General features: G+C 64.8%; 19 protein-coding genes and 1 tRNA gene. 14 read left to right on the top strand and 6 right to left on the bottom strand.

Annotated features, from left to right (window positions below; genetic code table 11):
* Positions 1-5: 5 nt before the first annotated feature.
* Positions 6-2,693 (bottom strand): excinuclease ABC subunit A, encoded by a 2,688-nt coding sequence (locus ACQKRQ_RS20070; RefSeq protein WP_427479270.1) that lies wholly within the window; start codon positions 2,691-2,693, stop codon positions 6-8.
* 237 nt (positions 2,694-2,930) lie between these two features.
* Between ACQKRQ_RS20070 and ACQKRQ_RS20065 the strand changes: the two genes are divergently transcribed.
* A complete protein-coding gene (locus tag ACQKRQ_RS20065) occupies positions 2,931-3,131 on the top strand; it encodes a hypothetical protein (RefSeq protein ID WP_132373455.1) in 201 nt (66 codons plus the stop codon).
* 85 nt (positions 3,132-3,216) lie between these two features.
* Here ACQKRQ_RS20065 and ACQKRQ_RS20060 read toward each other — a convergent pair.
* The 5 genes from ACQKRQ_RS20060 to pepN form a co-directional block, all read right to left on the bottom strand.
* Positions 3,217-3,292: transfer RNA gene (locus tag ACQKRQ_RS20060), tRNA-Thr, on the bottom strand.
* A 55-nt stretch (positions 3,293-3,347) separates the two neighbouring features.
* Positions 3,348-4,364: a class 1 fructose-bisphosphatase gene (locus tag ACQKRQ_RS20055; protein ID WP_132373456.1), complete on the bottom strand. Its 1,017-nt coding sequence runs from the start codon at positions 4,362-4,364 to the stop codon at positions 3,348-3,350.
* A 120-nt stretch (positions 4,365-4,484) separates the two neighbouring features.
* Positions 4,485-4,940, bottom strand: coding sequence for a HigA family addiction module antitoxin (locus ACQKRQ_RS20050; protein WP_408180556.1), 456 nt, complete (start codon positions 4,938-4,940; stop codon positions 4,485-4,487).
* 16 nt (positions 4,941-4,956) lie between these two features.
* Complete coding sequence (locus ACQKRQ_RS20045; RefSeq protein ID WP_132373458.1) at positions 4,957-5,238, bottom strand: type II toxin-antitoxin system RelE/ParE family toxin; 282 nt, start codon at positions 5,236-5,238, stop codon at positions 4,957-4,959.
* A gap of 194 nt (positions 5,239-5,432) precedes the next feature.
* A complete protein-coding gene (gene pepN / locus ACQKRQ_RS20040; RefSeq protein ID WP_132373459.1) occupies positions 5,433-8,129 on the bottom strand; it encodes an aminopeptidase N in 2,697 nt (898 codons plus the stop codon).
* 227 nt (positions 8,130-8,356) lie between these two features.
* Between pepN and ACQKRQ_RS20035 the strand changes: the two genes are divergently transcribed.
* The 13 genes from ACQKRQ_RS20035 (at position 8,357) to ACQKRQ_RS19975 (ending at position 22,158) form a co-directional block, all read left to right on the top strand.
* Positions 8,357-9,061 carry a DUF4136 domain-containing protein gene (locus tag ACQKRQ_RS20035; protein ID WP_427478944.1) on the top strand — a complete coding sequence of 235 codons (705 nt, stop codon included), beginning with the start codon at positions 8,357-8,359 and terminating at the stop codon, positions 9,059-9,061.
* Between the two features lie 690 nt (positions 9,062-9,751).
* A complete protein-coding gene (locus tag ACQKRQ_RS20030; RefSeq protein ID WP_132373461.1) occupies positions 9,752-10,477 on the top strand; it encodes a beta-ketoacyl synthase chain length factor in 726 nt (241 codons plus the stop codon).
* Entirely contained in the window at positions 10,461-11,255 is a 795-nt protein-coding gene (locus ACQKRQ_RS20025) for a lysophospholipid acyltransferase family protein (protein ID WP_342960349.1), read from the top strand. Before ACQKRQ_RS20030 ends, ACQKRQ_RS20025 begins: the two co-directional genes overlap by 17 nt.
* On the top strand, positions 11,230-11,529 hold the full coding sequence (locus tag ACQKRQ_RS20020; RefSeq protein ID WP_106283313.1) for a phosphopantetheine-binding protein: 300 nt from the start codon (positions 11,230-11,232) through the stop codon (positions 11,527-11,529). The genes ACQKRQ_RS20025 and ACQKRQ_RS20020 overlap by 26 nt, the downstream gene beginning before the upstream one ends.
* Before the next feature lie 3 nt (positions 11,530-11,532).
* On the top strand, positions 11,533-11,784 hold the full coding sequence (locus ACQKRQ_RS20015; RefSeq protein WP_020069032.1) for an acyl carrier protein: 252 nt from the start codon (positions 11,533-11,535) through the stop codon (positions 11,782-11,784).
* Positions 11,784-12,446 carry a hypothetical protein gene (locus ACQKRQ_RS20010; RefSeq protein WP_132373464.1) on the top strand — a complete coding sequence of 221 codons (663 nt, stop codon included), beginning with the start codon at positions 11,784-11,786 and terminating at the stop codon, positions 12,444-12,446. The genes ACQKRQ_RS20015 and ACQKRQ_RS20010 overlap by 1 nt, the downstream gene beginning before the upstream one ends.
* Positions 12,443-14,161: an AMP-binding protein gene (locus tag ACQKRQ_RS20005; protein WP_427478941.1), complete on the top strand. Its 1,719-nt coding sequence runs from the start codon at positions 12,443-12,445 to the stop codon at positions 14,159-14,161. Before ACQKRQ_RS20010 ends, ACQKRQ_RS20005 begins: the two co-directional genes overlap by 4 nt.
* Complete coding sequence (locus ACQKRQ_RS20000; protein WP_427478939.1) at positions 14,161-15,885, top strand: glycosyltransferase family 2 protein; 1,725 nt, start codon at positions 14,161-14,163, stop codon at positions 15,883-15,885. The genes ACQKRQ_RS20005 and ACQKRQ_RS20000 overlap by 1 nt, the downstream gene beginning before the upstream one ends.
* Complete coding sequence (locus ACQKRQ_RS19995) at positions 15,872-17,467, top strand: HAL/PAL/TAL family ammonia-lyase (protein WP_427478938.1); 1,596 nt, start codon at positions 15,872-15,874, stop codon at positions 17,465-17,467. The genes ACQKRQ_RS20000 and ACQKRQ_RS19995 overlap by 14 nt, the downstream gene beginning before the upstream one ends.
* A complete protein-coding gene (locus tag ACQKRQ_RS19990) occupies positions 17,464-17,895 on the top strand; it encodes an acyl-CoA thioesterase (protein ID WP_427478936.1) in 432 nt (143 codons plus the stop codon). Before ACQKRQ_RS19995 ends, ACQKRQ_RS19990 begins: the two co-directional genes overlap by 4 nt.
* A complete protein-coding gene (locus ACQKRQ_RS19985) occupies positions 17,883-18,572 on the top strand; it encodes an outer membrane lipoprotein carrier protein LolA (protein WP_427478934.1) in 690 nt (229 codons plus the stop codon). The genes ACQKRQ_RS19990 and ACQKRQ_RS19985 overlap by 13 nt, the downstream gene beginning before the upstream one ends.
* On the top strand, positions 18,572-20,980 hold the full coding sequence (locus ACQKRQ_RS19980) for an MMPL family transporter (RefSeq protein ID WP_427478933.1): 2,409 nt from the start codon (positions 18,572-18,574) through the stop codon (positions 20,978-20,980). Before ACQKRQ_RS19985 ends, ACQKRQ_RS19980 begins: the two co-directional genes overlap by 1 nt.
* Positions 20,977-22,158 carry a beta-ketoacyl-[acyl-carrier-protein] synthase family protein gene (locus tag ACQKRQ_RS19975; RefSeq protein ID WP_427478931.1) on the top strand — a complete coding sequence of 394 codons (1,182 nt, stop codon included), beginning with the start codon at positions 20,977-20,979 and terminating at the stop codon, positions 22,156-22,158. Before ACQKRQ_RS19980 ends, ACQKRQ_RS19975 begins: the two co-directional genes overlap by 4 nt.
* Positions 22,159-22,162: the final 4 nt, after the last annotated feature.

The raw sequence follows: 22,162 nt of genomic DNA, 5'->3' as shown, positions 1-22,162 counted from the left end.
CGCCTTCACGCTGCGAGTTGTTGCTGCAGATACTCCGCGGTGCGGCTTTCTTTCACGCGCACGATCTCGGCCGGTGTGCCGCTCGCCACGATCTTGCCGCCGGCGTCGCCGGCGCCCGGTCCGACGTCGATGACCCAGTCGCTTTGCGCGGCCACCCGCATGTCGTGTTCGACCACCACCACGGTATTGCCGGCATCCACGAGTCCCTGGAGTTGCACCATGAGCCGGTCGACGTCGGCGGGATGCAGGCCGGTGGTCGGCTCGTCGAGGATATACAGCGTGTCGCCGCGTTGCGCGCGTTGCAATTCGGTGGCGAGTTTGATGCGTTGGGCTTCGCCGCCGGACAATTCGGTGGCGGGCTGACCGAGCCGCAGATAGCCGAGGCCGATGTCGCGCAACACTTTCAGCGCGCGCATCACGCTGGGCTCGTCGGCGAAGAAATCGCAGGCGGCGTCGACGGTCAGGCCGAGCACCTCGGCGATGTTTTTATCGCGCCATGTGACTTCCAGTGTCTGTGCGTTGTAGCGCGTGCCGTGACAGGTCGAGCAGGGCGCATAGACGCTTGGTAGAAACAGCAGTTCGACGCTGACGAAGCCTTCGCCTTCGCAAGTCGGGCAACGGCCTTGCGCCACGTTGAACGAGAAGCGGCCTGCGCCGTAGCGGCGCTTGCGGGCGAGCGGCGAGTCGGCGAACAGCTTGCGCACGTGGTCGAAGAGGCCCGTGTAGGTAGCGAGGTTGGAGCGCGGCGTGCGGCCGATCGGTTTCTGATCGACGCGTACGAGCCGCCGCAGCGCGACCATGCCCTCGACGATGTGGCCGCCGGTCGGCGCGGTTGCGGCGGCGAGCAACGGGTCTTGTTCGTCGTCGTCCGGATTGTCGAAGACGCGGCCAAGATGGCTTGCGACCAGTTCCGGCAACGCCTGGCTCACGAGGCTCGACTTGCCCGAGCCCGACACGCCCGTGACCGCAGTCAGGCAGCCGAGCGGAAACTCGGCGTCCAGTCCGTGCAGATTATTGCGCGTGATGCCCGCGAGCCGCAGCCAGCCAGCAGGTTCACGCGACGCGCGCTTGACAGGCGCGGGCGGCGCGAACAGATGCCGGCGCGTTTGCGACGCTTCGACCTTCGCGAGACCGGCGGGCGGCCCGCTATAGACCACATGGCCGCCTGCTTCGCCGGCCGCGGGACCGACGTCGACGAGCCAGTCGGCGCGCCGCATCATCTGCAAATCGTGTTCGACGACGAACAGCGAATTGCCCGCCGCCTTCAATCCCTGCAGCGCGCTGAAGAGCGCTTCGCCGTCGGCGGGATGCAGGCCGGCCGATGGCTCGTCGAGCACATACACGACGCCGAACAACTGCGACGACAACTGCGTGGCGAGCCGCAAGCGCTGCAATTCGCCGGATGACAGCGTAGGCGTACTGCGCTCTAGCGCGAGATAGCCCAGACCCAGATCGACCAATGTCGTCAGGCGTTCGAGCAACTCGGCTGCAATGCGCTGCGCGGCGACGCGTTTTTCTTCGGAGAGGTTAGGCGTGCGCCGCACGTCGGGCGAGGCTTTGTGCGCGGAACCACCGGCGGCGATCCGTTTGTCGACGGCATCGCGCATGGCGCTCTTGCTGAGCACGCTGCCTTTGGCGGCGGTTTGGTTTGAGTGCGTGGCATCGGCTTGAGGCCATTCGCCGCGCGCGATCGGTTCGAGCATCTCGGCAAGCGTGGCGAGCGGCAACTGGGCAAACTCGCCGATATCGAGTCCGGCGAATTTCACCGACAGCGCTTCTTTCTTGAGCCGCTTGCCATGACACGTCGGACAGACGCTACCGACCATGAATTGCGACACGCGTTTTTTCATCAACGCGCTTTGAGTGTTCGCGAACGTGTGCAACACGTAGCGGCGCGCGCCGGTGAAGGTGCCCTGGTAGCTCGGCTCGTCGCGGCGCTTGAGCGCGGCGCGGGTTTCCTTAGGCGTGAGGCCGGCGTAGACGGGCGCGGTCGGCTGTTCGTCAGTGAAGAGAATCCAGTCGCGGTCTTTCTTCGGCAAGTCGCGCCACGGCTTATCGATGTCGTAGCCGAGCGTCACCAGAATGTCGCGCAGATTCTGTCCGTGCCAGGCGGGCGGCCATGCGGCGATCGCACGCTCGCGAATGGTCAGCGAGTCGTCGGGCACCATCGATTTTTCGGTGACCTCGTACACGCGGCCGAGTCCGTGGCAAGTCGGGCAGGCGCCTTGCACAGTGTTCGGCGAGAAATCTTCGGCGAACAGCATGGGTTGCTTCGGCGGATAGTCGCCGGTGCGCGAATACAGCATGCGCACGAGGCTCGACAGCGTGGTCACGCTGCCCACCGACGAGCGCGCGCTCGGCGTGCCGCGCTGCTGCTGCAAAGCGACCGCGGGCGGCAGGCCTTCGATGGCGTCGACCTCGGGCACGCCGACCTGCTCGATCAGGCGTCGGGCATACGGCGCGACCGATTCGAAATAGCGCCGCTGTGCCTCGGCGTACAAGGTGCCGAATGCCAGCGACGATTTGCCCGAGCCGGACACGCCGGTGAAGACGACCAGAGCATCACGCGGAATCTGCACGTCGATGTTTTTCAGATTGTGTTCGCGAGCGCCGCGCACACGCACGAAGCCGGTGAACGCGGGGGCGTCGGCAGAGGGCGGTGTCGAGCGAGGTTTGCTGCGGATGGCGTCCATATCGATGAATAACGGATAAGCGCGGCCCGGCGGATCGGGCGAACGCTGGTGAGGTCGCACGGAACATGCCCGACGATGAAGTTGCGATGATGCCATTGACGGCGGCGCGCGCACTGAGTCAATCGAGCAATCGCCGCCTATCATTGAAGCGATTATCCGCGCCCAGAGTGCGTTGGATAACGGACGCGCCACGGCCGGCGCGGAAGATGGCAGTCTTCGCCCTTCAGAGAGTTCGCCATGGAAAACGCTGTGTACTGGAAAGGTCGTCAGGTCGGAATCGAGTGTGACGGCCGGATTTTGTGGTTCTCTTCGGCGCCGCAGGAAGCGGTCGCGGCCTACGGCACTCAGCAGGCAGAGCCGGCGCGCGCGGAAGATTCCGTTGTGGCACGCAACCTCGGCGTGACAGCGCAATTCGATCGGCTGGATTTTCGTGGGTGATCCGCGACACGAGCAGAATCGGAAAAGCACACGCAGAAAAACAAAAAGCCCAGTCGCGAGGACTGGGCTTTTTGCTTGAATCTTGTGGTGCCGGAAAGAGGAATCGAACCCCCGACCTTCGCATTACGAATGCGCTGCTCTACCGTCTGAGCTATTCCGGCATCAGGAGAAACGAGATTATAGGGACTTCTTTATCGGCTTGGCAAGCCCCTGAACTCACTTTTTTGTTTCGAGATGGTAGCGGGTCACGCGGTCCACCTCGTTCTTCGAGCCGAGGAACACCGCCACCCGCTCGTGCAGGCTTTTCGGCTGGATGTCCAGAATGCGCTTCTCGCCGTTGGTCGCGGCACCGCCCGCCTGCTCGACGATGAACGCCATCGGATTCGCTTCGTACATCAGGCGCAGCTTGCCCGGCTTGTCCGGCGTGCGCTTGTCGGCCGGATACATGAAGATGCCGCCGCGATTCAGGATACGGTGCACGTCCGCCACCATCGACGCGATCCAGCGCATGTTGAAGTCGGCCTGGCGTGAACCGTCCGTGCCAGCCTTCAACTCGCCGATGTACTGCTGGACCGGCGGATACCAGTGACGCTCGTTCGAAGCGTTGATCGCGTATTCACGCGTTTCGACAGGAATGCGCATGTCGCTTTGCGTGAGCACCCACGAGCCGAGTTCGCGGTCGAGCGTGAAGCAGTTCACGCCGTTGCCGGTAGTCAGCACCAGCACCGTTTGCGGACCGTACACCGCGTAGCCCGCGGCGACCTGCTGCGTACCCGGCTGCAGGAACGACTGTTCGGTGGGCTGCTGGCCGTCCGGGCAGCGCAGCACGGAGAAGATCGTGCCGATCGACACGTTGACGTCGATGTTCGACGAGCCGTCGAGCGGATCGAACACGAGCAGGTATTCGCCCTTCGGATAGTTCGCGGGGATCGGGAAGAACTGTTCCATTTCCTCGGACGCCATGCCGGCGAGGTTGCCGCCCCATTCATTCGCTTCGAGCAGGATTTCGTTCGACAGAATGTCGAGCTTCTTCTGCACTTCGCCTTGAACGTTCTCGCTGCCCGCCGTGCCGAGCGCATCGCCCAGCGCGCCCTTGCTGACGTGGTAGCTGATCGCTTTGCACGCACGCGCAACGACTTCGATCAAAAGGCGCAGATCGGCCGGCAGGTTGTTGGTTTCGCGCTGCTGCTCGATCAGGTACTTCGTGAGAGTGGTACGACGTTGCAAAGCCATGCTGTACTCCGGGAAGGCTTGAGGAATATTCCGATTTTAACCGTTCGTTGTGTCGCTTCCGTGCTTTTACGCGAGAACCGTGTAGGGCGACGCCGCCGGGCACACTGATGAGGCTGAAATTCACGCTTTGCGGCGCGCCTTGCCGGCCGTGAGCTTGCCGCTCACGCTCGCCGCGAGCGCTGCGGCACGGGCGTGTTCGCTTGAAACCTTCGGCATTTTCGGGCGGTCCGCCTTCGGCATGGGTTCGATCTCGCGTTCGATCTGTTCTCCGGCGGCCGCGGTGGCGACGCGCAGGTCGTAGGCGATTTGCAGGTTGAGCCAGAACTGTGCGCTCGCGCCGAAGTAGCGCTCGAGCCGCAGCGCGGTGTCGGCCGAGACGGCGCGCTTGCCGCGCACCACGTCGTTGATGCGCGGTGCCGGTACGCGCAGCGCAAGCGCGAGCGCGTTGACGGACATGCCGAGCGGTTCGAGAAACTCGCTGCGCAGAATCTCGCCCGGATGGATTTCCGGGATGCTGTCGCCCGTGTCGATGTCCGAGAAATCGATGCTGCCCAGATCGGAGCGTTTGATGACCATGCCGGTCTCCCAATAATCAGTGATAGTCGACAATCTCGACATTCAGCGCTTCCCCGTCGACGAAATGAAAACAGATGCGCCATTGCGCATTGATCCGAATACTCCATTGCCCGCTGCGCTGGCCTTGCAGCGCTTCCAGCCGGTTGCCGGGCGGCGCATGCAGGTCGCGGATGGACTTCGCGGCGTCGATCACAAACAGCTTGCGGCGCGCGAGCGCCTGCATGTGAAGCGGCAATGAGTACACGAATTTGCCCTGAAAGATTCTCGCCGTAGCTTTGTCGCCGAATGTCGTGATCATGGGATCATATAACGCATCGCGTTAAACGTAAACCGTTAAGTGATGCGTTTACTTTCACTCCGCCGACGCGAGTCGAACAGTCGTCCAGATGGCTAACGTGATTGCCGCGCGCGGTCGCGCCGGCGAACGCAGGACGAAAAAAAGCCGGCAACGCGTGCCGGCTTTTCGATGCGACAAAGGCGCTCAGGCGAGCATCACGCCAACGCTTTCTCTACGATCTCGCGCACGTCGCGCGATTTCACCTGGGACGCCACTTTCTCCAGCGCCGCGCGCATGCCGTCGCGCAGTGTCGGCGTGAAGCGGCGCCACAATTCCAGCGAGCGGGCGAGGCGAGCGGCCACTTGCGGATTGATGGCGTCGAGCGCGATCACCTGATCGGCCCAGAACGCGTAGCCCGAGCCGTCTTCGGCATGGAACTGCGCCGGATTCGCCGCGCAGAAGCTGAAAATCAGCGAGCGCGCGCGGTTCGGGTTCTTCAGGTTGAAAGCCGGATGCGCCATCAGCTTGCGCACGATGTCGATCACCGGACGTTGCGCGCTGCCACGCTGCGTGGCCTGCAAGGCGAACCACTTGTCGATGACGAGCGGCTCCTTTTCGAAGCGCCGGTAGAAATCGTCCAGCGCCTGCTGCGCTTCGGCGCTGCCGCCATTGGCCGCCGACGCATTGAGCAGCGCGGAGAGCGCCGCCGAGCGGTCGGTCATGTTGTTCGCCGCATCGTATTGCGCGGACGCGAGACGCACGGCCTCGGCCGGATCGTCCAGTTCCGCGAGGTACGACAGCGCGAGGTTCTTCAGCGCGCGATGACCGGACGCTTCCGGCGTGGCCTCGTACGCGCCCGGCGTGCGGTGCTGCTCGTACACCTTGAGCCAGTCGCCCTTGAGCGCATTGGCGAGACGCTTGCGCACGAACTGCCGCGCGGCATGCACGGCCGCCGGATTCGATTCGGCCATCTGCTCGGCCAGGTACGCTTCCGAAGGCAGCATCAACGCGAGTTCGCGGAACGAAGGCGAGAGCGTTTCGTCGGTCAGCACGCGTGCGAACGCGGCGACCACGGAGTCGTCGAGTTGCAGCGGCACGCCGGTGGCGGCGCGTCCGGCGAGCGTGAGCAGCTCGCGCGTGGCGAGCCGTTGGCCGGCTTCCCAGCGGTTGAACGGATCGCTGTCGTGGGCGAGCAGGAACGCCAGCTGTTCCGCCGAGTAGTCGTATTCGACGATCACCGGCGCCGAGAAATTGCGCAGCAGCGAAGGCAGCGGCTCCTGCGCCACGTTGACGAACGTAAAGGTCTGGTCCGTGTGCGTGAATTCGAGCACGCGCGTGGTGAAGGCCGAGGCCGTGTTTTCCCCCTGCAATTGCAGCGGCAGATCCTTGCCGTCCTTGCCGATCAGACCGATCGCGAACGGAATCAGCAGCGGACCTTTTTGCGTTTCGCGCGCGGCCGGCGCGCCTTCGCCGTAGCCTTGCGTGAGCGTCACGCTGTAGCGTTGCTGGGCGGCGTCGTAGTGGGTGCGCACGGACACGCGCGGCGTGCCGGCCTGGCTATACCAGCGCTCGAACTGCGTGAGATCGCGGCCGTTCGCGTCGGCGAGCGCGTGCCGGAAATCGTCGCAGGTCACGGCCTGACCGTCGTGACGCTTGAAGTACAGGTCCATGCCCTTGCGGAAACCGTCGCGGCCGAACAGCGTCTGATACATCCGCACGACTTCCGAGCCTTTCTCGTAGACGGTCATCGTGTAGAAGTTGTTGATCTCGACGTAGCTTTCCGGGCGCACCGGATGCGCCATCGGACCCGCGTCTTCCGCGAACTGCATCTGGCGCAGCACGCGCACGTCCTCGATGCGCTTGGTGGCGCGCGCGGCTTCGTCCGTTGCGCCGCCCGCCATGTCGGCCGAGAACTCCTGATCGCGGAACACCGTCAGGCCTTCTTTCAGGCTCAGCTGGAACCAGTCGCGGCACGTCACGCGGTTGCCGGTCCAGTTGTGGAAATACTCGTGGCCGACCACGGCCTCGATGTTCGCGAAGTCGGTGTCGGTGGCCGTTTCGGGGTTCGCCAGCACGTACTTCGTGTTGAAGATGTTGAGCCCCTTGTTCTCCATCGCGCCCATGTTGAAGTCGCTCACCGCGACGATCATGAAGCGGTCCAGATCGAGTTCGAGCCCGAAGCGTTCCTCGTCCCAGCGAATCGAATGGATCAGCGAATCCATCGCATGACGGGTCTTGTCGAGGTCGTGCGGTTCGACCCACACCTGCAGCAGCTTTTCCTTGCCCGAGCCGCTCTTCACGCGCTCTTCCAGGGCGACCAGCTTGCCGGCGACCAGCGCGAACAGATAGCTCGGCTTTCTGAACGGATCCTCCCAGCGCGCGAAGTGGCGGCCGTCCGGCAAATCGCCTTCTTCGAGCAGGTTGCCGTTCGACAGCAACACCGGATAATCGGCCTTGCTGGCGCGCAACGTGACCGTGAAGGTCGCCATCACGTCCGGACGATCGAGGAAATAAGTAATGCGGCGAAAGCCCTCGGCCTCGCACTGCGTGAAGAAGTTGCCGCCCGATACATAAAGGCCCGACAGCGTGGTGTTCTCAGCCGGATTGCAGAGGCTCGTGAGCGTGAGTTCGAACTGGTCCGGCACGTTGTCGAGCAGCAGGCCGTGTTCGTGCGCGTGGGCGTTGGCGAACGGCTGGCCGTCGATCTCGGCGCTGACGAACTCCAGTTGTTCGCCCATCAATTCCAGATGCAAGGCGCGCGATGCCTCCGGATTGCGGCGCACGCGCATCGTGTTCCGGACAACCGTGCGTTCGGGGACGAGATCGAACTCCAGTGCGACGGTGTCGATCAGGAAGGCGGGCGGCGCGTAGTCGGCGCGGCGGATCACATTGGGCGTTGCGGTATCGGCCATGGCGTTCTGTAGTGTTGGAACTCGAGTCGGCGAGCGCGCTTCTGGCGTGCGGGCCGGGCATGTCGAGCCATTGTACAAAGCCTCGGAGAATTGTGCGGAGCGAACTTTTTACCGAGTCGCCTGGTCAGCGTATTATCGGGCGCCCGCGTGCGGGAAAGCCTGTGCGTCGACGAGGCCGGGTTTGGCGGAGAATACAGAGGCAATTCAAAAGCTTCACGAGGTAGACCATGAAAATCGATCGATGGACCCGCCGCGCCACGCTGCTGATAGCCGCGCTGACGGTGCTGCTGTCCGGCTGCACGACCTACGTGACCACCCAGGTCACGGCCTTCTCCGACTGGAGCGGTAACGACACCACCCGAACCTATGCGTTCACGCGAGCGGCGGACCAGCAGAATAATCTCGAACTCAGCACCTACGAGCGCTTTGTCGCGAACGAACTCGCCACGCATTCGTTCCGTCAGGTCGACGCCGCGCAGGCGCGCTTTCTGGTCGGACTCTCGTATGGAATTCGTTCGGACATGGTGACGGTCTCGGAGCCGGTGTATTACAACCCGTGGCCGGCGCCGTACTGGGGTTGGGGCCGGCCGTTCGATCCGTGGGGCCCATGGGGCGGGTATTCGACCACCTACGTGAACCAGAGCTATCCGATCTTCACGCACCTGCTGGGCGTGCGGATTACCGAGCGGGCGAGCGGCAAGGAGGTCTACAACGTGACGGCGCGCAATACGGGCGGCGAGTCGTCGCTGGTTCGGGCCATGCCGTATCTGGCGCGTAGCGCGCTGGCTGATTTCCCGCTTGGCAACGGCGTGGTTCATACGGTGAAGATTCCGGTCGGCCAGAGCGGCGGGGCATCGAACGAAATGGTGGCGACCGGTACAGCGCCCGCCGCGGCACCGGTGCCGGCGTCCGATGCGAAAGTCGTTCAGTAAATAGTACCTGGCTGGCGGCGCGCGTCCAAATCGTGGCATCGGTAGCAAGCAAACGGCTCGACAGGTCACCCTGCCGGGCCGTTCTGTTTTCGGCGCCGCAGAAAACGCGAAGCTCCGCGCCTGACACTGGATTTCGGCATTCGTACCACGGCAATTCATCTCATAAACGTCGCACTCGAGCCGGCCATGCGCCGCGCATTTCGGGATAAGACCGGCTAGCAACGCAAGCGGCTTCCAATCTGAAACACTTTTTAAGAAAGTAAATTGAAAGCATTGGCGCCTTTCGGCGAAATATTTCTTCGGCATATCGGCGGCAAGCCGCGCTGCTGATGGGCAGAGGCTCCGTTCGCAATGCGGAAAATGGTGCCGGAGGTCCATGCCATTGCTTTTCAGCCGGGCGTCGCATGTGAGATACGGATACAGATGGATACGTCTTTTGTGGCTGATTTATCCCAGAATATTCAGTATGATTCCGCCGACCATAGGGAGCCGGAGACCATCCTTCAGACTAATTGACAAAGGCGCCTAAACAATCGGGGCCAAGTGCCGTTAATTCGCTGAACCCTATATAAGAAGATTGGATTGACCCCGGCTGGAGATTGCCGGTCCGCGCGGCGCGTGCACGCTGTGACGGTGCCGTATTCCGTCAGGCGCTTCAGCCTCTCCTCGCTTCTACGCGCGAACACCGATATGCCCGATCTGCACTGGACCATTCCGGTCGCTCGCTGGTCTAGCTGGCCTGCTGCCGCATCTGCCGCACCCGATATCGGCTTCATCGAGCCGATCGTGCGGCGTCGTCTGAGCACTCTGTCGAGAGTGGCGCTGAAAGTTGCGCACGATTGTGTCGCCAAGGACGCGGCGCGGGTCGTGTTCGCCTCGCGCCACGGGGAATTGCGGCGCACGACGGACATTCTGCGCGCCATCAGCGCGGGCGAGCCGGTGTCGCCGACCGCGTTCAGCCTGTCGGTGCTCAACGCCATGACCGGCATATTCGGCATTGCCCGCGGCGACCGCTCCGCGGCGAGCGCGATCTCGGCCGGCGCGGAAACGCTCGGTTACGCGCTGCTGGAAGCGCACGCGCAATACGCCACGCAGCCGGATTCACCGCTGCTGCTGGTGTACGCCGATGAACCGGCCGACCCGGCGTACGGCACGATCGAAGACGAAGTACAGGGCGGCGCGATCGCGATCCTGCTCGATAGCGAAACGGCGACGGGCGAGCTGGTGTGCACGGTATCGCGCACGGACCAGCCGGAATCCGAGCCGACGCACGAAGCGAGCGCAAGCGCCACCTCGGAGACCCTCTTCGCGACCCAGAGCCAGGCGCTGCAGCACTGCCTGGAAACCGGCCTGCCCACCGCCTGGCAAAACACCGGCGCCACCTGGCATTGGAGCTGGCATGACCGCGCGGCTTGATTATTTCTGGCGATTCTGCGCGACCGGCATGGCCTTCGTGGTCTTCGGCGTGTGCGGCGTGCTGTTCTCGGTGGTGGTTTTTCCGCTCGCATGGGTGTGGCCGCACCGCGCGTCGCGCCAATTTGCCGTGACGAGCGTGATCCACTGGTTTTTCCGCGCGCTGGTCGCGGTATTGCAACGCATCGGCGTGATGGAACTGGAAGTCTCGGGCGTGCAGGCGTTGCGCGCGGGCGGCCCGGCGATCGTAGTCGCGAATCACCCGACCTATCTCGACGTGATGGTGCTACTGTCGCTCACGCCGCATGCCTGCTGCGTGGTGAAAAACGCGCACTGGGGCAACCCGTGTTTCTGGGGCATCGTGCGCTCGGCCGAGTACGTCAGCAATGCCGATCCCGCGGAACTCGTCGAGGCCGGCGCGAAGCAACTGGCGGCAGGCTATACCATGATTATTTTTCCGGAAGGCACGCGCAGCCCGGCGCCGAACCGGCTGCATGCGTTTTCGCGCGGTTTCGCGCACATGGCGCTGAAGGTCGGCGCGCCGATCGTCCCAGTGCTGATGGATTGCGATCCGCCCGCATTCACCAAGCAGATGCGCTGGTACGACGTGCCGGCGCGCGCGTTCAGAATGCGCGTGAACGTGCTCGAACCGCTCGGCGTCGACCAGCTCGCGGCCCATGACACTCCACCGGCTCTCGCGGCGCGCAGCGTGACGAGCGCCGTCGAAGCACACATTACTCAGCACCTGTTCGATTATGGATTCTTTAAAACTGGAAATTAAACAGCTCCTGATCGAAGCTCTCGATCTGGAAGACCTGAGCCCCGCCGATATCGACGACGATGCACCGTTGTTCGATACCGACGGTATCGGTCTCGATTCGATCGATGCGCTCGAAATCGGCATCGTGCTGCGCAAACAATACCAACTGACCATCGCAGCGAACGACGAGCGCACGCGCGAACACTTCCGCTCGATCAGCACGCTGGCCGCGCTGGTGGCGAGCCAGCGCGAAGCGGTGCACGCTGTGAACGAAACAACCAGAAAGGGGGAGTAAATCGTGTCCGAGGCAGAGATTCTGGAGCGCATCCGCGCCATCTTCAAAGAGAACTTCGCTATCGAGCCCGAGCGTGTCACACCCGACGCGCATCTGTTCGAAGACCTCGATCTCGACAGCATCGACGCCGTCGACCTCGCGATCAAACTGCAGGAGATGACCGGACGCCGCATCAAGCCGGAAGAGTTCAAGTCGGTGCGCACCGTCGGCGACGTGATCGGTGCGGTCGAATCGCTGCTGGCGGCACAAGGCTGATGCCCGCCGTGCGCTCGCGAACGCAAGCGGCGGCGGATCGGGCCGTCGATGCCTCGCCCGGCACTGAGCGCCACCTGGGCAAAACCGTCGTGCAGGTGCTGTTAAAGCTCGCGTACCCCGCGTTGATTCTGTGCGCATGGAAATGGGACACGCCGCGCTACGTCGGCTGCATGCTGTTTGCGATCCTGTGGCTGCAGCGCTGGGCCGGCAGCGGCCCGGTCGCGACCTCGTTGCGGCGGCTTTCCACGATCGACTGGACCGTGGTCGGTTTGCTGAGCTGCGCGTCGGCGGCGATCGTGTTGACCAATAGCGAGCTGCTGCTGCGTCTTTACCCGTCGCTCGTCAATCTGGGCTTGTTGATCGCGTTCGGGGCGACGCTCGTGCGCGGGCCGTCGATGATCGAAAAATTCGCGCGCCTCGGCAATCCGAACCTGCCGCCGGGCGCGGTGCGCCATACGCTTCGCGTGACCCAGGTGTGGTGTGCGTTCTTCGCGCTGAACGGCGTGTTTTCCGCTTATACCGCGCTGTATTGGAGCCGCGCGAGCTGGTCGCTCTATAACGGCGCGATCGCCTATGTGCTGATCGGTGTGCTGCTGGTGGCCGAGGTCATCTGGCGTTATCTGGTCGTGCTGCCGCGCGCCGCGCGTTCGGAGGCGGCATGATCGCGTTGCATGATCTGTTGTCGGTAGCTGGTGGGACTGCCGCGGTGCATGCGCCCGTATGCCGTGACGGCGTCGCGCTGCTCGATCGCGCGGCGTTTCGCGCGCGCGTCGCCGGGCTGATCGCACTCGTGCAAACGCACGCCGCGCAACGCTACGCTTTGTGCATCGACGATCCGTTCGATTTTGCCTGCGCGCTCTTTGCGCTGTTCGCGTGCGGCAAGGAGCCGGTGATTCCGGCCAACTCGACGCCGGGCTATCTCGCCGATCTCGCCGACGCGTATGAAGTCGTGCTGACCGACGCGGATTTGCCGCCGTTTGCACCCGCTGTAGAAGGCAAGGCCGACGCTGCTGCAGCGCATACGTCCCGCGCGACTTTCGCAATCGACCCACAAGCTCCGCTCACGCTCTACACCTCAGGCAGCAGCGGCCGCCCCAAGCCGATCCGCAAGACGCTCGCGCAATTCAACGCCGAAGTGCACACGCTTGAAAAGCAGTGGGGCGCGCTAGTCGGCGACGCGACGATGCTCGCGAGCGTGCCGCATCACCACATCTACGGTTTGCTGTTTCGCGTGCTCTGGCCGCTTGCAGTCGGCCGTGCCTTCGACCGCGCGGTCAGCATCGAGCCGTTGCATCTGCAAGCGCAGATCGACCGATGCGGCGCAGCGGTGATCGTCTCGACGCCCGCACAACTGTCGCGCTGGCCCGCGCTGCCCGGCTTCGCCGACCTGACGCCGGCGCCGCGCGCGTTCTTTTCATCGGGCGGTCCGCTCGCGCTCGAAGCCGCGCAGGAATACGCCGCAGCCTACGGCGCGGCGCCGCTCGAGTTTTACGGCAGCACGGAAACCGGCGGCATCGCGTGGCGGCGCCAGGATCAGACCGATGCCTGGCAACCTGTGTCGGGCATCGAAGTGCGCCGCGACGAAGACGGCGCGCTGAATGTCCGCTCGCCGCATCTCGATCACGCCGGCTGGCATCGCACCGACGACAAGATCGCCTTCGACGCCGAGGGCCGCTTCCGCCTGCAAGGCCGGCTTGACCGCGTGCTCAAGCTCGACGGCAAGCGCGTCTCGCTGCCGGAACTGGAAGCGCGCCTCGCGCTGCATCCGTATGTGGCGCAAGCGGCGCTCGTGCCGCTGGAAGGCGCCTCGCGCGAGCGCGTCGGCGCCGTCGTGGCGCTGACCGAAGCGGGCGGCGCGGCCTTGCGCGACGAAGGCCGCGTGGCGCTCGCGAAAGTCCTGCGCCGGCATCTCGCCGAATATTTCGACGTCGTGGTGCTGCCGCGCCACTGGCGTTTTCGCGTCACGCTGCCGTTCGACGCGCGCGGCAAATTGCCGGTAGCCGCCGTGGCGGCCGCGTTCGAACCGCGCGTCGAAGGCATGGAAGTGCTGGCCGAAGCGCGCAGCGGCGACACGCTGCACTACGAGTTGCGCGTGCCGCCCTCGCTCGTGCATTTCGCCGGCCACTTTCCCGGCCTGCCGATTCTGCCTGGCGTCGTCCAGGTCGACTGGGCGATGCGTCTGGCGGCCGAGCATGTGCCTGCCGTGCGCGCGGTGGCGTCGATCGATCGACTGAAATTCATGGCGCCGGTGTCGCCGGGTGCGGTGCTCAAGCTCACGCTCGCGCACGACGCGGCGCGCCGGCGCGTGCAGTTCGCGTACCGCGTGAGCGGCCGCGACTGCGCGTCCGGCGTGATCGTCTACGGGGAGGGCGCGTGATGACCTTCTCTCCATGCATCGTCATTCCGATCTACAACCATAAGGACGCGATCGGCGCGACCGTCGCGCATCTGGCGGTTCACGGCCTGCCGTTGTTTGTCGTCGACGATGGCAGCGACGAGGCCACCCAGCAGGTGCTCGCCGCGCTCGCGCAGCAGTACGCGGGACAGCTCACGCTGCTGCGCCTGGCGGTCAACGGCGGCAAGGGCGCGGCGGTGATGGCGGGGCTGCGCGCCGCGCGCAAGGCGGGCTACACGCACGCGTTGCAGATCGACGCCGACGGCCAGCACGACGCCACCGACGTGCCGCGTTTCATCGAAGCGGCGCGCGCCGAACCGGGCGCGGTGATTCTCGGCCGCCCGGTCTACGACGAGAGCGTGCCGAAAGCGCGTCTCTACGGCCGTTATCTGACGCACGTGTGGGTGTGGATCGAAACGCTTTCGCTGACGATCCGCGACTCGATGTGCGGCTTTCGCCTGTATCCGCTGGCGCTCGCCTGCAATCTGATCGACAGCGTGCAACTGCCCACGCGCATGGACTTCGACATCGAGATTCTCGTGCGCCTGTATTGGCGGCGCGCCGCGTTCCGCTCGATTCCCACACGCGTCACCTATGCAAGCGACGGCGTCTCGCATTTCGACGTGTTGTGGGACAACGTTCGCATCAGCCGCAGTCATACGCGGCTCGTGTTCGGCATGCTGTGGCGTCTGCCGATGCTGCTCGCGCACAAGGTGATGCCGCGTCGTTCCGCACTCGCGGACGGGCAGGGCAACGAGAACCAACAGGACTGGTGGCGTATCGCCGAACGCGGCAGCCATCTCGGCATGTCGCTGCTCGCGCTCAGTTGCAAGCTGTTCGGCCGGCGCTTCACCGCGCTGTGGCTGCATCCGATCGTCGCGTATTTTCTGCTGACGGGGCGCGCCGCGCGCGAGGCCTCCAGCAACTACTTCAAGCATCTAGGCGAGGCCGCGCCGCATGGCGATACGCCACGTCCGGGCTGGCTGTCCGCGTACCGCCATATGCTGGCGTTCGCGCAATCGGGCTTCGACAAGCTCGCGGCATGGTCGGGCCGCGTGAACAACGCCGACGTCAAATTCGAAGATCCTTCGGCATTCGAAGCGTTGGTGGCGAGCGGCAAGGGCGCGCTCGTGATCGGCGCGCATCTCGGCAATCTGGAAATGACCCGCGCGCTCGCCGCGCAGGGCACTTATGCCAAGGTCACGGCCGTCGTCTACACGGAGCACGCGCGTCGCTTCAATAGCGTGCTGGCTTCGGCCAATAGCGGGTTCGCGAAGCATCTGCTCGAAGTCAGCGATTTCGGACCCGAGACCGCGATGATGATGCAGGAGCGCGTCGATGCCGGCGAGCTGCTGGTGATCGTCGGCGACCGCGTGCCCGCCCACGAAGCGGGGCGCACGACCGAAGCGCAATTTCTCGGCTCGACCGCGCCGTTCGCGCAAGGTCCGTATGTGCTCGCGCATGCGCTGGGCTGTCCGGTCTACCTGTTCTTCTGTCTGAAAGAGCGCGACGGCTACCGTCTCTATTTCGAACCGTTCGCCGAGCGCATCGACCTGCCGCGCCGCGAACGCGCGCAGCATCTCGCCGCGTGGGCGCAGCGCTATGCCGTGCGTCTCGAACACTATTGCCGCAAGGCACCTTACCAATGGTTCAACTTCTTCGATTTCTGGGCCAGCCCCAAGCGAGGCGCGAATGGCCGAACATGATCTGATCGATGTGCCGAATACAGGCGCGAACGTGAACAACGCGGCAGTCGTAATAGGCGGGCGCAAGCTGACGATTGAAGAGGTCGTCGCGATTGCGCAGCATCGCGCGCCGGTCGCCTTGAGCGACGATCCGGCGTGGCGCGCGCGCATCCAGCGTGGCGCGGATTTTCTGCGCCGCCATCTGGCCGCGGGCGCGACAGTGTACGGCGTCAACACCGGTTACGGCGACGCCTGCGTGGTCGACGTGCCGATGGAACTGGTCGAAGCCTTGCCGTTGCAACTCACGCGCTATCACGGCTGCGGCATGGGCCAATATCTCGACGACGCGCAAACGCTCGCGGTGATCGCCGCGCGGCTCAACTCGCTCGCTTACGGTTTTTCCGGCGTGCGGACGGTGTTGCTCGAACGTCTGGCCGATCTGGTCAATCATCGTGTGCTGCCGCGCATTCCGTCGGAAGGTTCGGTGGGCGCGAGCGGCGATCTCACGCCGCTCTCGTATGTGGCCGCCGCGCTTGCAGGTGAACGCGACGTGATGTTCGAAGGACATCTGCGCGACGTGCGCGAAGTGTGGACCGAACTCGGTCACACGCCGCTCACGCTCGCGCCGAAAGAAGGGCTCGCGCTGATGAACGGCACCGCCGTGATGACGGGCCTCGCCTGTCTCGCGTTTGCGCGCGCCGATCATCTGACGCGGCTCACGGCGCGCCTGACGGCGTTGTGCACCGTCGCGCTCGACGGCCGCGCCGCGCACTTCGACGCGATGCTCTTCGAAGTGAAGCCGCACGCCGGCCAGGCCGAAGCCGCGGCTTGGATTCGCGACGACCTGGCCGGCCGCGACGACACGCCGGGCCACCGTCTGCAGGACCGTTATTCGATTCGCTGCGCGCCGCATGTGATCGGCGTGGCGCGCGATGCGCTCTCGTGGGTGCGCCGCGATGTCGAGAACGAACTGAACAGCGCGAACGACAACCCGCTGATCGATCCGGACAACGAACGCGTGCTGCACGGCGGCAACTTCTACGGCGGCCATATCGCCTTTGCGATGGACTCGCTGAAGGTCGCGGTCGCCAATCTCGCCGATCTGATGGACCGGCAACTCGCGCTGCTGGTCGACGTGAATTTCAACAATGGCTTGCCGCGCAATCTGTCGGGCGCGGGGCCCGCGCGTGCCGCGATCAATCACGGTTTCAAGGCGGTGCAGATTTCGTCGTCCGCATGGACCGCTGAAGCCTTGAAGAACACGATGCCCGCGAGCGTCTTTTCGCGCTCCACCGAGGCGCACAATCAGGACAAGGTCAGTATGGGCACGATCGCCGCGCGCGACTGCTTGCGCGTGCTGGAGCTGACTGAGCAGGTCGCCGCCGCGCATACGCTCGCGACGGTGCAAGCCGCGCGTCTGCGCTTGAAGATCGACAGCGCGACGCCGGTGCCGGCGCCGCTGCAAGCGTTCATCGACAGCGTCGGCGCGCAGTCGCCGTTCGTCGACGAAGACCGCGCGCTCGAACACGAGTTGCGCGCGCTGACCGCGCGCATTGCCGCGTGCGATCTGGCGAGCGACTCTCGCGGAGGATCGAGCGCATGACCGGTTCACGCAAAGTGCTGAGTGCGAGCGCGACAGTGGAAGTGCCGTTCCACGATGTCGACGCGATGAACGTGTGCTGGCACGGCCATTATCTGAAGTACTTCGAGATCGGCCGCGCGGCGCTGCTGCGCGCGTTCGACTACGACTATCGCGAGATGCAGACTTCGGGTTATCTGTGGCCGATCGTGGAAGCGCATCTCAAGTACGTGAAGCCGGCCACCTACGGTCAGCAGATCGAAGTGCGCACGCAACTGCTCGAACACGAAAACCGCCTGAAAATAGGCTACGAAATCGTCGATTGCGCGACCGGCACGCGGCTGACCAAGGGTTATACGATCCAGGTCGCGGTCGATGCCGCCACTCAGGAGTTGCAGTTCGTCTCGCCGCCGGTCGTGTTCGACAAGCTGGAGCGCGTATGGGGACGATGAATCTGCGCGCTGCGATCGCCGGCATATTGAGTGCGCTGAGCGTGCTTGTCGCGACAGCCGTATGGATGGAGCCCGCGTCGGCTGCATCGGCCGCATCGACGAAAGAAGCCGCGCCTGGCAACCCCGCGCTCGTCTCGCAGATCGCCGCGCACCTCGCGCAGGCCAAGGGCGTGCGCGCGCAATTCACGCAGACGCAAACGCTCGCCGCGATGAAGCAGCCGCTCGTCAGCACCGGCTCGCTGCTGTTCTTCCGCGAGCGCGGCGTGATCTGGCAGATCGACACGCCGTACAAAGCCACCTACGTGATCACCGATGCCGGAGTGACCGAAGTCAACGCCAACGGCCAGCGCGTCACGGCTCACAGCGCGCAGGGCACGCGCGGTGTCGCGCAAGTCTCGAAGATGATGCGCGCGATGCTCGGCGGCGATCTGTCGGCGCTCTACTCGCAATTCGACGTGCAGGCGGAAGGCAGCGCCGCGCAGTGGCGCATGCAACTCACGCCGAACCAGCCGCAGATCGCGCAGTCGATCAAAGGTCTGGAGATGAACGGTGGCGACTATCTGCAGCGTTTGCGCATTACGCTCGCGAACGGCGACGTCACCCAACTCGACTTCACGAAGAGCGCGGCCGTGACCGAACTCACCGCGGCTGAACGCGGTCTGCTCGGGGCGCCGTAATGGAAATGCTGCAACAGCGATCCGCGAAACAGGCGTGGGGCATGCGCACCGCGTGGCTGCTGCTCGCGCTCGTTGCCGCGCTGTATTGCGGCTGGCGGTTCGCGGGACCGTCGCCGCTGCAAACCAATCTGCTCGCGCTATTGCCGGCGACCGAGGCCGATCCGGTCGCCGAAAAGGCAGTCGATACGCTGGCGAGCGCGCTGGGCGACCGCACCGTTTTCCTCGTCACCAGCAACGACGACGCGCACGCGAAAGCCGCGGCGAAACAACTCGGCGCGTCGTTGCAGAAGAGTGGCGCGTTCGGTTCGGTGACGGCGGAATTGCCGCCGTTCGATCTGTCGCAGATCGCTGCGCTGTATATGCCGTATCGCTTCGGCTTGCTGGCGCCGGCGGACCGCGCATCGCTCTCAAACGGCGCGGCGAATACCACATTGCACGACTCGCTCGCCCAGCGCATCTACAGCCCGCTGCGCGGCGGCCTCACCACGCCGCTCGCCGACGATCCGTTCGGCTGGCTCGAACACTGGCTCGGCGGCCTGCCGCTCGCTACGTCGAATCTCGAACTCGAAGACAACATGCTGGTTGCGCGTCGCGGCGCCGCCACCAGCGTGCTGATCGTCGCGACACTGCCGGGCTCCGCCTACGAAACGAAGACGCAGCACGCCGTGCTCGCAGCGCTCGCACAAGGCGAAAGCGCATTGAAGCAAGCGTTCCCCGATGTCTCCGTGGCGCGAACCGGCGCCGTGTTTTACGCGGAATCGGCGCGCAGCGCATCGGAACATGAAGTGCATCTGATCGGCGTCGCGTCGCTGTGCGGCATCGCGCTTCTGATGATGTGGGTGTTCCGCTCACCGCGTCTGTTGCTGCTCGGTTTCGTATCGACCGCGCTCGGCATTGTCTGCGCGCTTGCGGTGACGATGCTGGTATTCGGCAAGCTGCATCTGTTGACGCTCGTGTTCGGCGCCAGCCTGATCGGCGAGGCCGTCGACTATTCGATTCAATACTTCGTGGTGTATCTCGGCGCGCAGCGCGGCTGGGACGCGGCTCGCGGCACGCGCGCCGTGCGTCCCGCGTTGAGCGTGGCGCTCGCGACGAGCCTGCTCGGCTACGCGATTCTCACGTGGGTGCCGTTTCCCGCGCTCAAGCAGATCGCCTGCTTCGCGATTGCCGGCATTACGACGGCGTTCGCCTCCGTGCTGTGGCTGCTGCCCGCGCTGCTCACGCGCGCGCCCAAACGCAGCCCGAAACGCGTGTTTGCAGGCGCGGCGCGCTTGCTGACAGTGTGGCATCGCACGATCGGCGGCAAGCGCGCGTGGTTGGTGGCTGCGCTGTTGCTGCTGCTAGCGATTCCCGGCTGGCTGCGTCTGACCAGCGACGACGACATCCACCTGCTGATCCAGCGCGATCCCGCGCTCGTCGCGCAGGAAGACAAGGTGCGCGAGGCCGTCGGCGTGGATAACAGCGCGCAGTTTTTCGTCGTGCGCGGCGAGACGCCGGAACTCGTGCTGCAACGCGCGGAAGCATTGGGCGCGAAACTGGACGCGTTGAACGGCACTGCGAACAAGGTCGGCAGCTATCAGTCGGTCGCGCAGTTCGTGCCGTCCGCGAAACAGCAGAATGAAGACCGCGCGTTGCTCGCACAACACGTGTTCAACGACCGCGCCGCGTTGCGCGCCACGCTCCTGCAGGCCGGCTTCAAGGACGAAGTCGCCGACGCCTGGATCGCCTCATACGCCAAACCACAAGCGCCGCTCACGATCGACAGGTGGCTCGCGGCGCCGTGGTCGCAACCGTACAAACATCTCTGGCTCGGCGAAGTCGATGCATCGACGAAAGCCTATGCCGCAGTCGTCATTCCGCAGGGCGTGACGCCGCAGAATGAACCCGCGCTGATCGCGACCGCGCAGGGCTTGCCCGGCGTCGTGTTCGTCGACAAGGCCGCCAGCGTGTCGACGCTGTTCGGCGCGTATCGCGTGGATAGCGGCTGGTGGCTCGGCGGCGCGCTGGCCCTCGTGCTCGTTTTGCTGATGCTGCGCTACCGTGTGCGCGGCGGCATCGCCGTGACCTTGCCGGTGCTGCTCGCCGTGGGCGTCACGCTCGCCGTATTCGGCTACGCGCAGGTGCCGCTCAATCTGTTCAATTGGCTGGCGCTGATGCTCGTGCTTGGCGTGGGCGCAAACTATGCCGTGTTCCTGCGCGAAGGCTGCCTGCGCGCGGACGCGGATCTCGGCGCGGTGTGGACGGGCGTGCTGCTGTCGGCGGCCACCACGTTGTTGTCGTTCGGCATGCTCGGCATGAGTGCGATGCCCGCGCTGAAGAGTTTCGGCGCGACGCTCGCGCTCGGCATCGCGGTATCGGTATTGCTCGCGCCGATCGGCATGCCATCGGAATCAAGGAGGGCCGCATGAAAGCCCCATCAGTTTATTTGCACGCGCTCGGCATGATCAACGCGCTCGGCGGCGACCTCGACAGCATTGTCCCGGCGCTTGCCGCCGGCCGTTCGCCCGGCATGGCGAACGCGCATACGGGGATCGGCGAGGCGTTCGTCGGCAGCGTGCTCGCGCCGCTCGACCTAACGCCGCCCGCTGAACTCGCCCGTTACGACTGCCGCAACAACCGCTTGCTGCTCGCCGCGCTGGCTCAGATTGCCGCCGCTGTCGAAGCGGCGCGCGAGCGCTACGGCGCGCATCGCATCGGCGTGGTGCTCGGCACCAGCACGTCGGGCATCGAGGCCGCCGAAGCCGCGTTCGTCTATCAGGCGCAAGCGGGGGATCTACCCGCGAACTTCAACTACCGGCAAATGGAAATCGGCACGGCGGCGCCGTTCGCCGCCGCCGTGCTCGGCGTGCATGGTCCGGCGTTCACGATCTCGACCGCATGCACATCGAGCGCGAAAGCCTTCGCGTCGGCGCGCCGGCTGCTGCAATTGCAATTGTGCGACGCCGTCGTGGTGGGTGGCGTCGATTCGCTGTGCGAGCTGACGGTGCAGGGTTTCGCCTCGCTTGAATCGACCAGCAACGTGCGCAGCAATCCGATGAGCCGCAATCGTTGCGGGATCAATGTCGGCGAAGGCGCGGCGGTGTTCCTCATGAGCCGCGACGAAGCGGCGGTGCGGCTCGCGGGCGTCGGCGAATCGAGCGACGCGCATCACATTTCGTCGCCGGACCCGCGCGGCGTGGGCGGCGAACTCGCGCTGCGCGCGGCGCTCGCCGATGCGGGCATCGAGCCGTCGGCGATCGGCTATGTGAATCTGCACGCTACCGCCACGCGCAAGAACGACGAGATGGAAGCGGGTTTGATGTCGCGAGTGTTTGCACAAGGCGTAGCGACGAGCGGTACCAAGCCGTTGACCGGCCACCAGCTCGGCGCGGCGGGCGCGACCGAACTCGGCTTCACGTGGCTCGCGCTCGCGCATGACAACGTGCCGCTGCCGCGTCATCTGTGGGACGGCGAGGCCGATCCCGCGCTGCCTGCACTGGACCTGGTCGTTAGCGAACGCTTCATGCCGCAAGGCGGCGTGCAATACGCGATGAGCAATTCGTTTGCTTTCGGCGGCAGCAATGTCAGCCTCGTCCTTGCCCGATGAGTTG

Origin of the sequence: Paraburkholderia sp. NPDC080076, from assembly GCF_050281145.1 — a bacterium.
Classification (GTDB): domain Bacteria; phylum Pseudomonadota; class Gammaproteobacteria; order Burkholderiales; family Burkholderiaceae; genus Paraburkholderia.
This window is presented reverse-complemented; position numbering and strand designations above follow the sequence as displayed.

Excerpts from the sequence above, each read along its gene's own strand:
- ACQKRQ_RS20070 (WP_427479270.1), bottom strand. The coding sequence starts at position 2,693 with ATGGACGCCATCCGCAGCAAACCTCGCTCGACACCGCCCTCTGCCGAC.
- ACQKRQ_RS20065 (WP_132373455.1), top strand. The coding sequence starts at position 2,931 with ATGGAAAACGCTGTGTACTGGAAAGGTCGTCAGGTCGGAATCGAGTGT.
- ACQKRQ_RS20055 (WP_132373456.1), bottom strand. The coding sequence starts at position 4,364 with ATGGCTTTGCAACGTCGTACCACTCTCACGAAGTACCTGATCGAGCAG.
- ACQKRQ_RS20050 (WP_408180556.1), bottom strand. The coding sequence starts at position 4,940 with ATGGTCATCAAACGCTCCGATCTGGGCAGCATCGATTTCTCGGACATC.
- ACQKRQ_RS20045 (WP_132373458.1), bottom strand. The coding sequence starts at position 5,238 with ATGATCACGACATTCGGCGACAAAGCTACGGCGAGAATCTTTCAGGGC.
- pepN (WP_132373459.1), bottom strand. The coding sequence starts at position 8,129 with ATGGCCGATACCGCAACGCCCAATGTGATCCGCCGCGCCGACTACGCG.
- ACQKRQ_RS20035 (WP_427478944.1), top strand. The coding sequence starts at position 8,357 with ATGAAAATCGATCGATGGACCCGCCGCGCCACGCTGCTGATAGCCGCG.
- ACQKRQ_RS20030 (WP_132373461.1), top strand. The coding sequence starts at position 9,752 with ATGCCCGATCTGCACTGGACCATTCCGGTCGCTCGCTGGTCTAGCTGG.
- ACQKRQ_RS20025 (WP_342960349.1), top strand. The coding sequence starts at position 10,461 with ATGACCGCGCGGCTTGATTATTTCTGGCGATTCTGCGCGACCGGCATG.
- ACQKRQ_RS20020 (WP_106283313.1), top strand. The coding sequence starts at position 11,230 with ATGGATTCTTTAAAACTGGAAATTAAACAGCTCCTGATCGAAGCTCTC.
- ACQKRQ_RS20010 (WP_132373464.1), top strand. The coding sequence starts at position 11,784 with ATGCCCGCCGTGCGCTCGCGAACGCAAGCGGCGGCGGATCGGGCCGTC.
- ACQKRQ_RS20005 (WP_427478941.1), top strand. The coding sequence starts at position 12,443 with ATGATCGCGTTGCATGATCTGTTGTCGGTAGCTGGTGGGACTGCCGCG.
- ACQKRQ_RS20000 (WP_427478939.1), top strand. The coding sequence starts at position 14,161 with ATGACCTTCTCTCCATGCATCGTCATTCCGATCTACAACCATAAGGAC.
- ACQKRQ_RS19995 (WP_427478938.1), top strand. The coding sequence starts at position 15,872 with ATGGCCGAACATGATCTGATCGATGTGCCGAATACAGGCGCGAACGTG.
- ACQKRQ_RS19990 (WP_427478936.1), top strand. The coding sequence starts at position 17,464 with ATGACCGGTTCACGCAAAGTGCTGAGTGCGAGCGCGACAGTGGAAGTG.
- ACQKRQ_RS19985 (WP_427478934.1), top strand. The coding sequence starts at position 17,883 with ATGGGGACGATGAATCTGCGCGCTGCGATCGCCGGCATATTGAGTGCG.
- ACQKRQ_RS19980 (WP_427478933.1), top strand. The coding sequence starts at position 18,572 with ATGGAAATGCTGCAACAGCGATCCGCGAAACAGGCGTGGGGCATGCGC.
- ACQKRQ_RS19975 (WP_427478931.1), top strand. The coding sequence starts at position 20,977 with ATGAAAGCCCCATCAGTTTATTTGCACGCGCTCGGCATGATCAACGCG.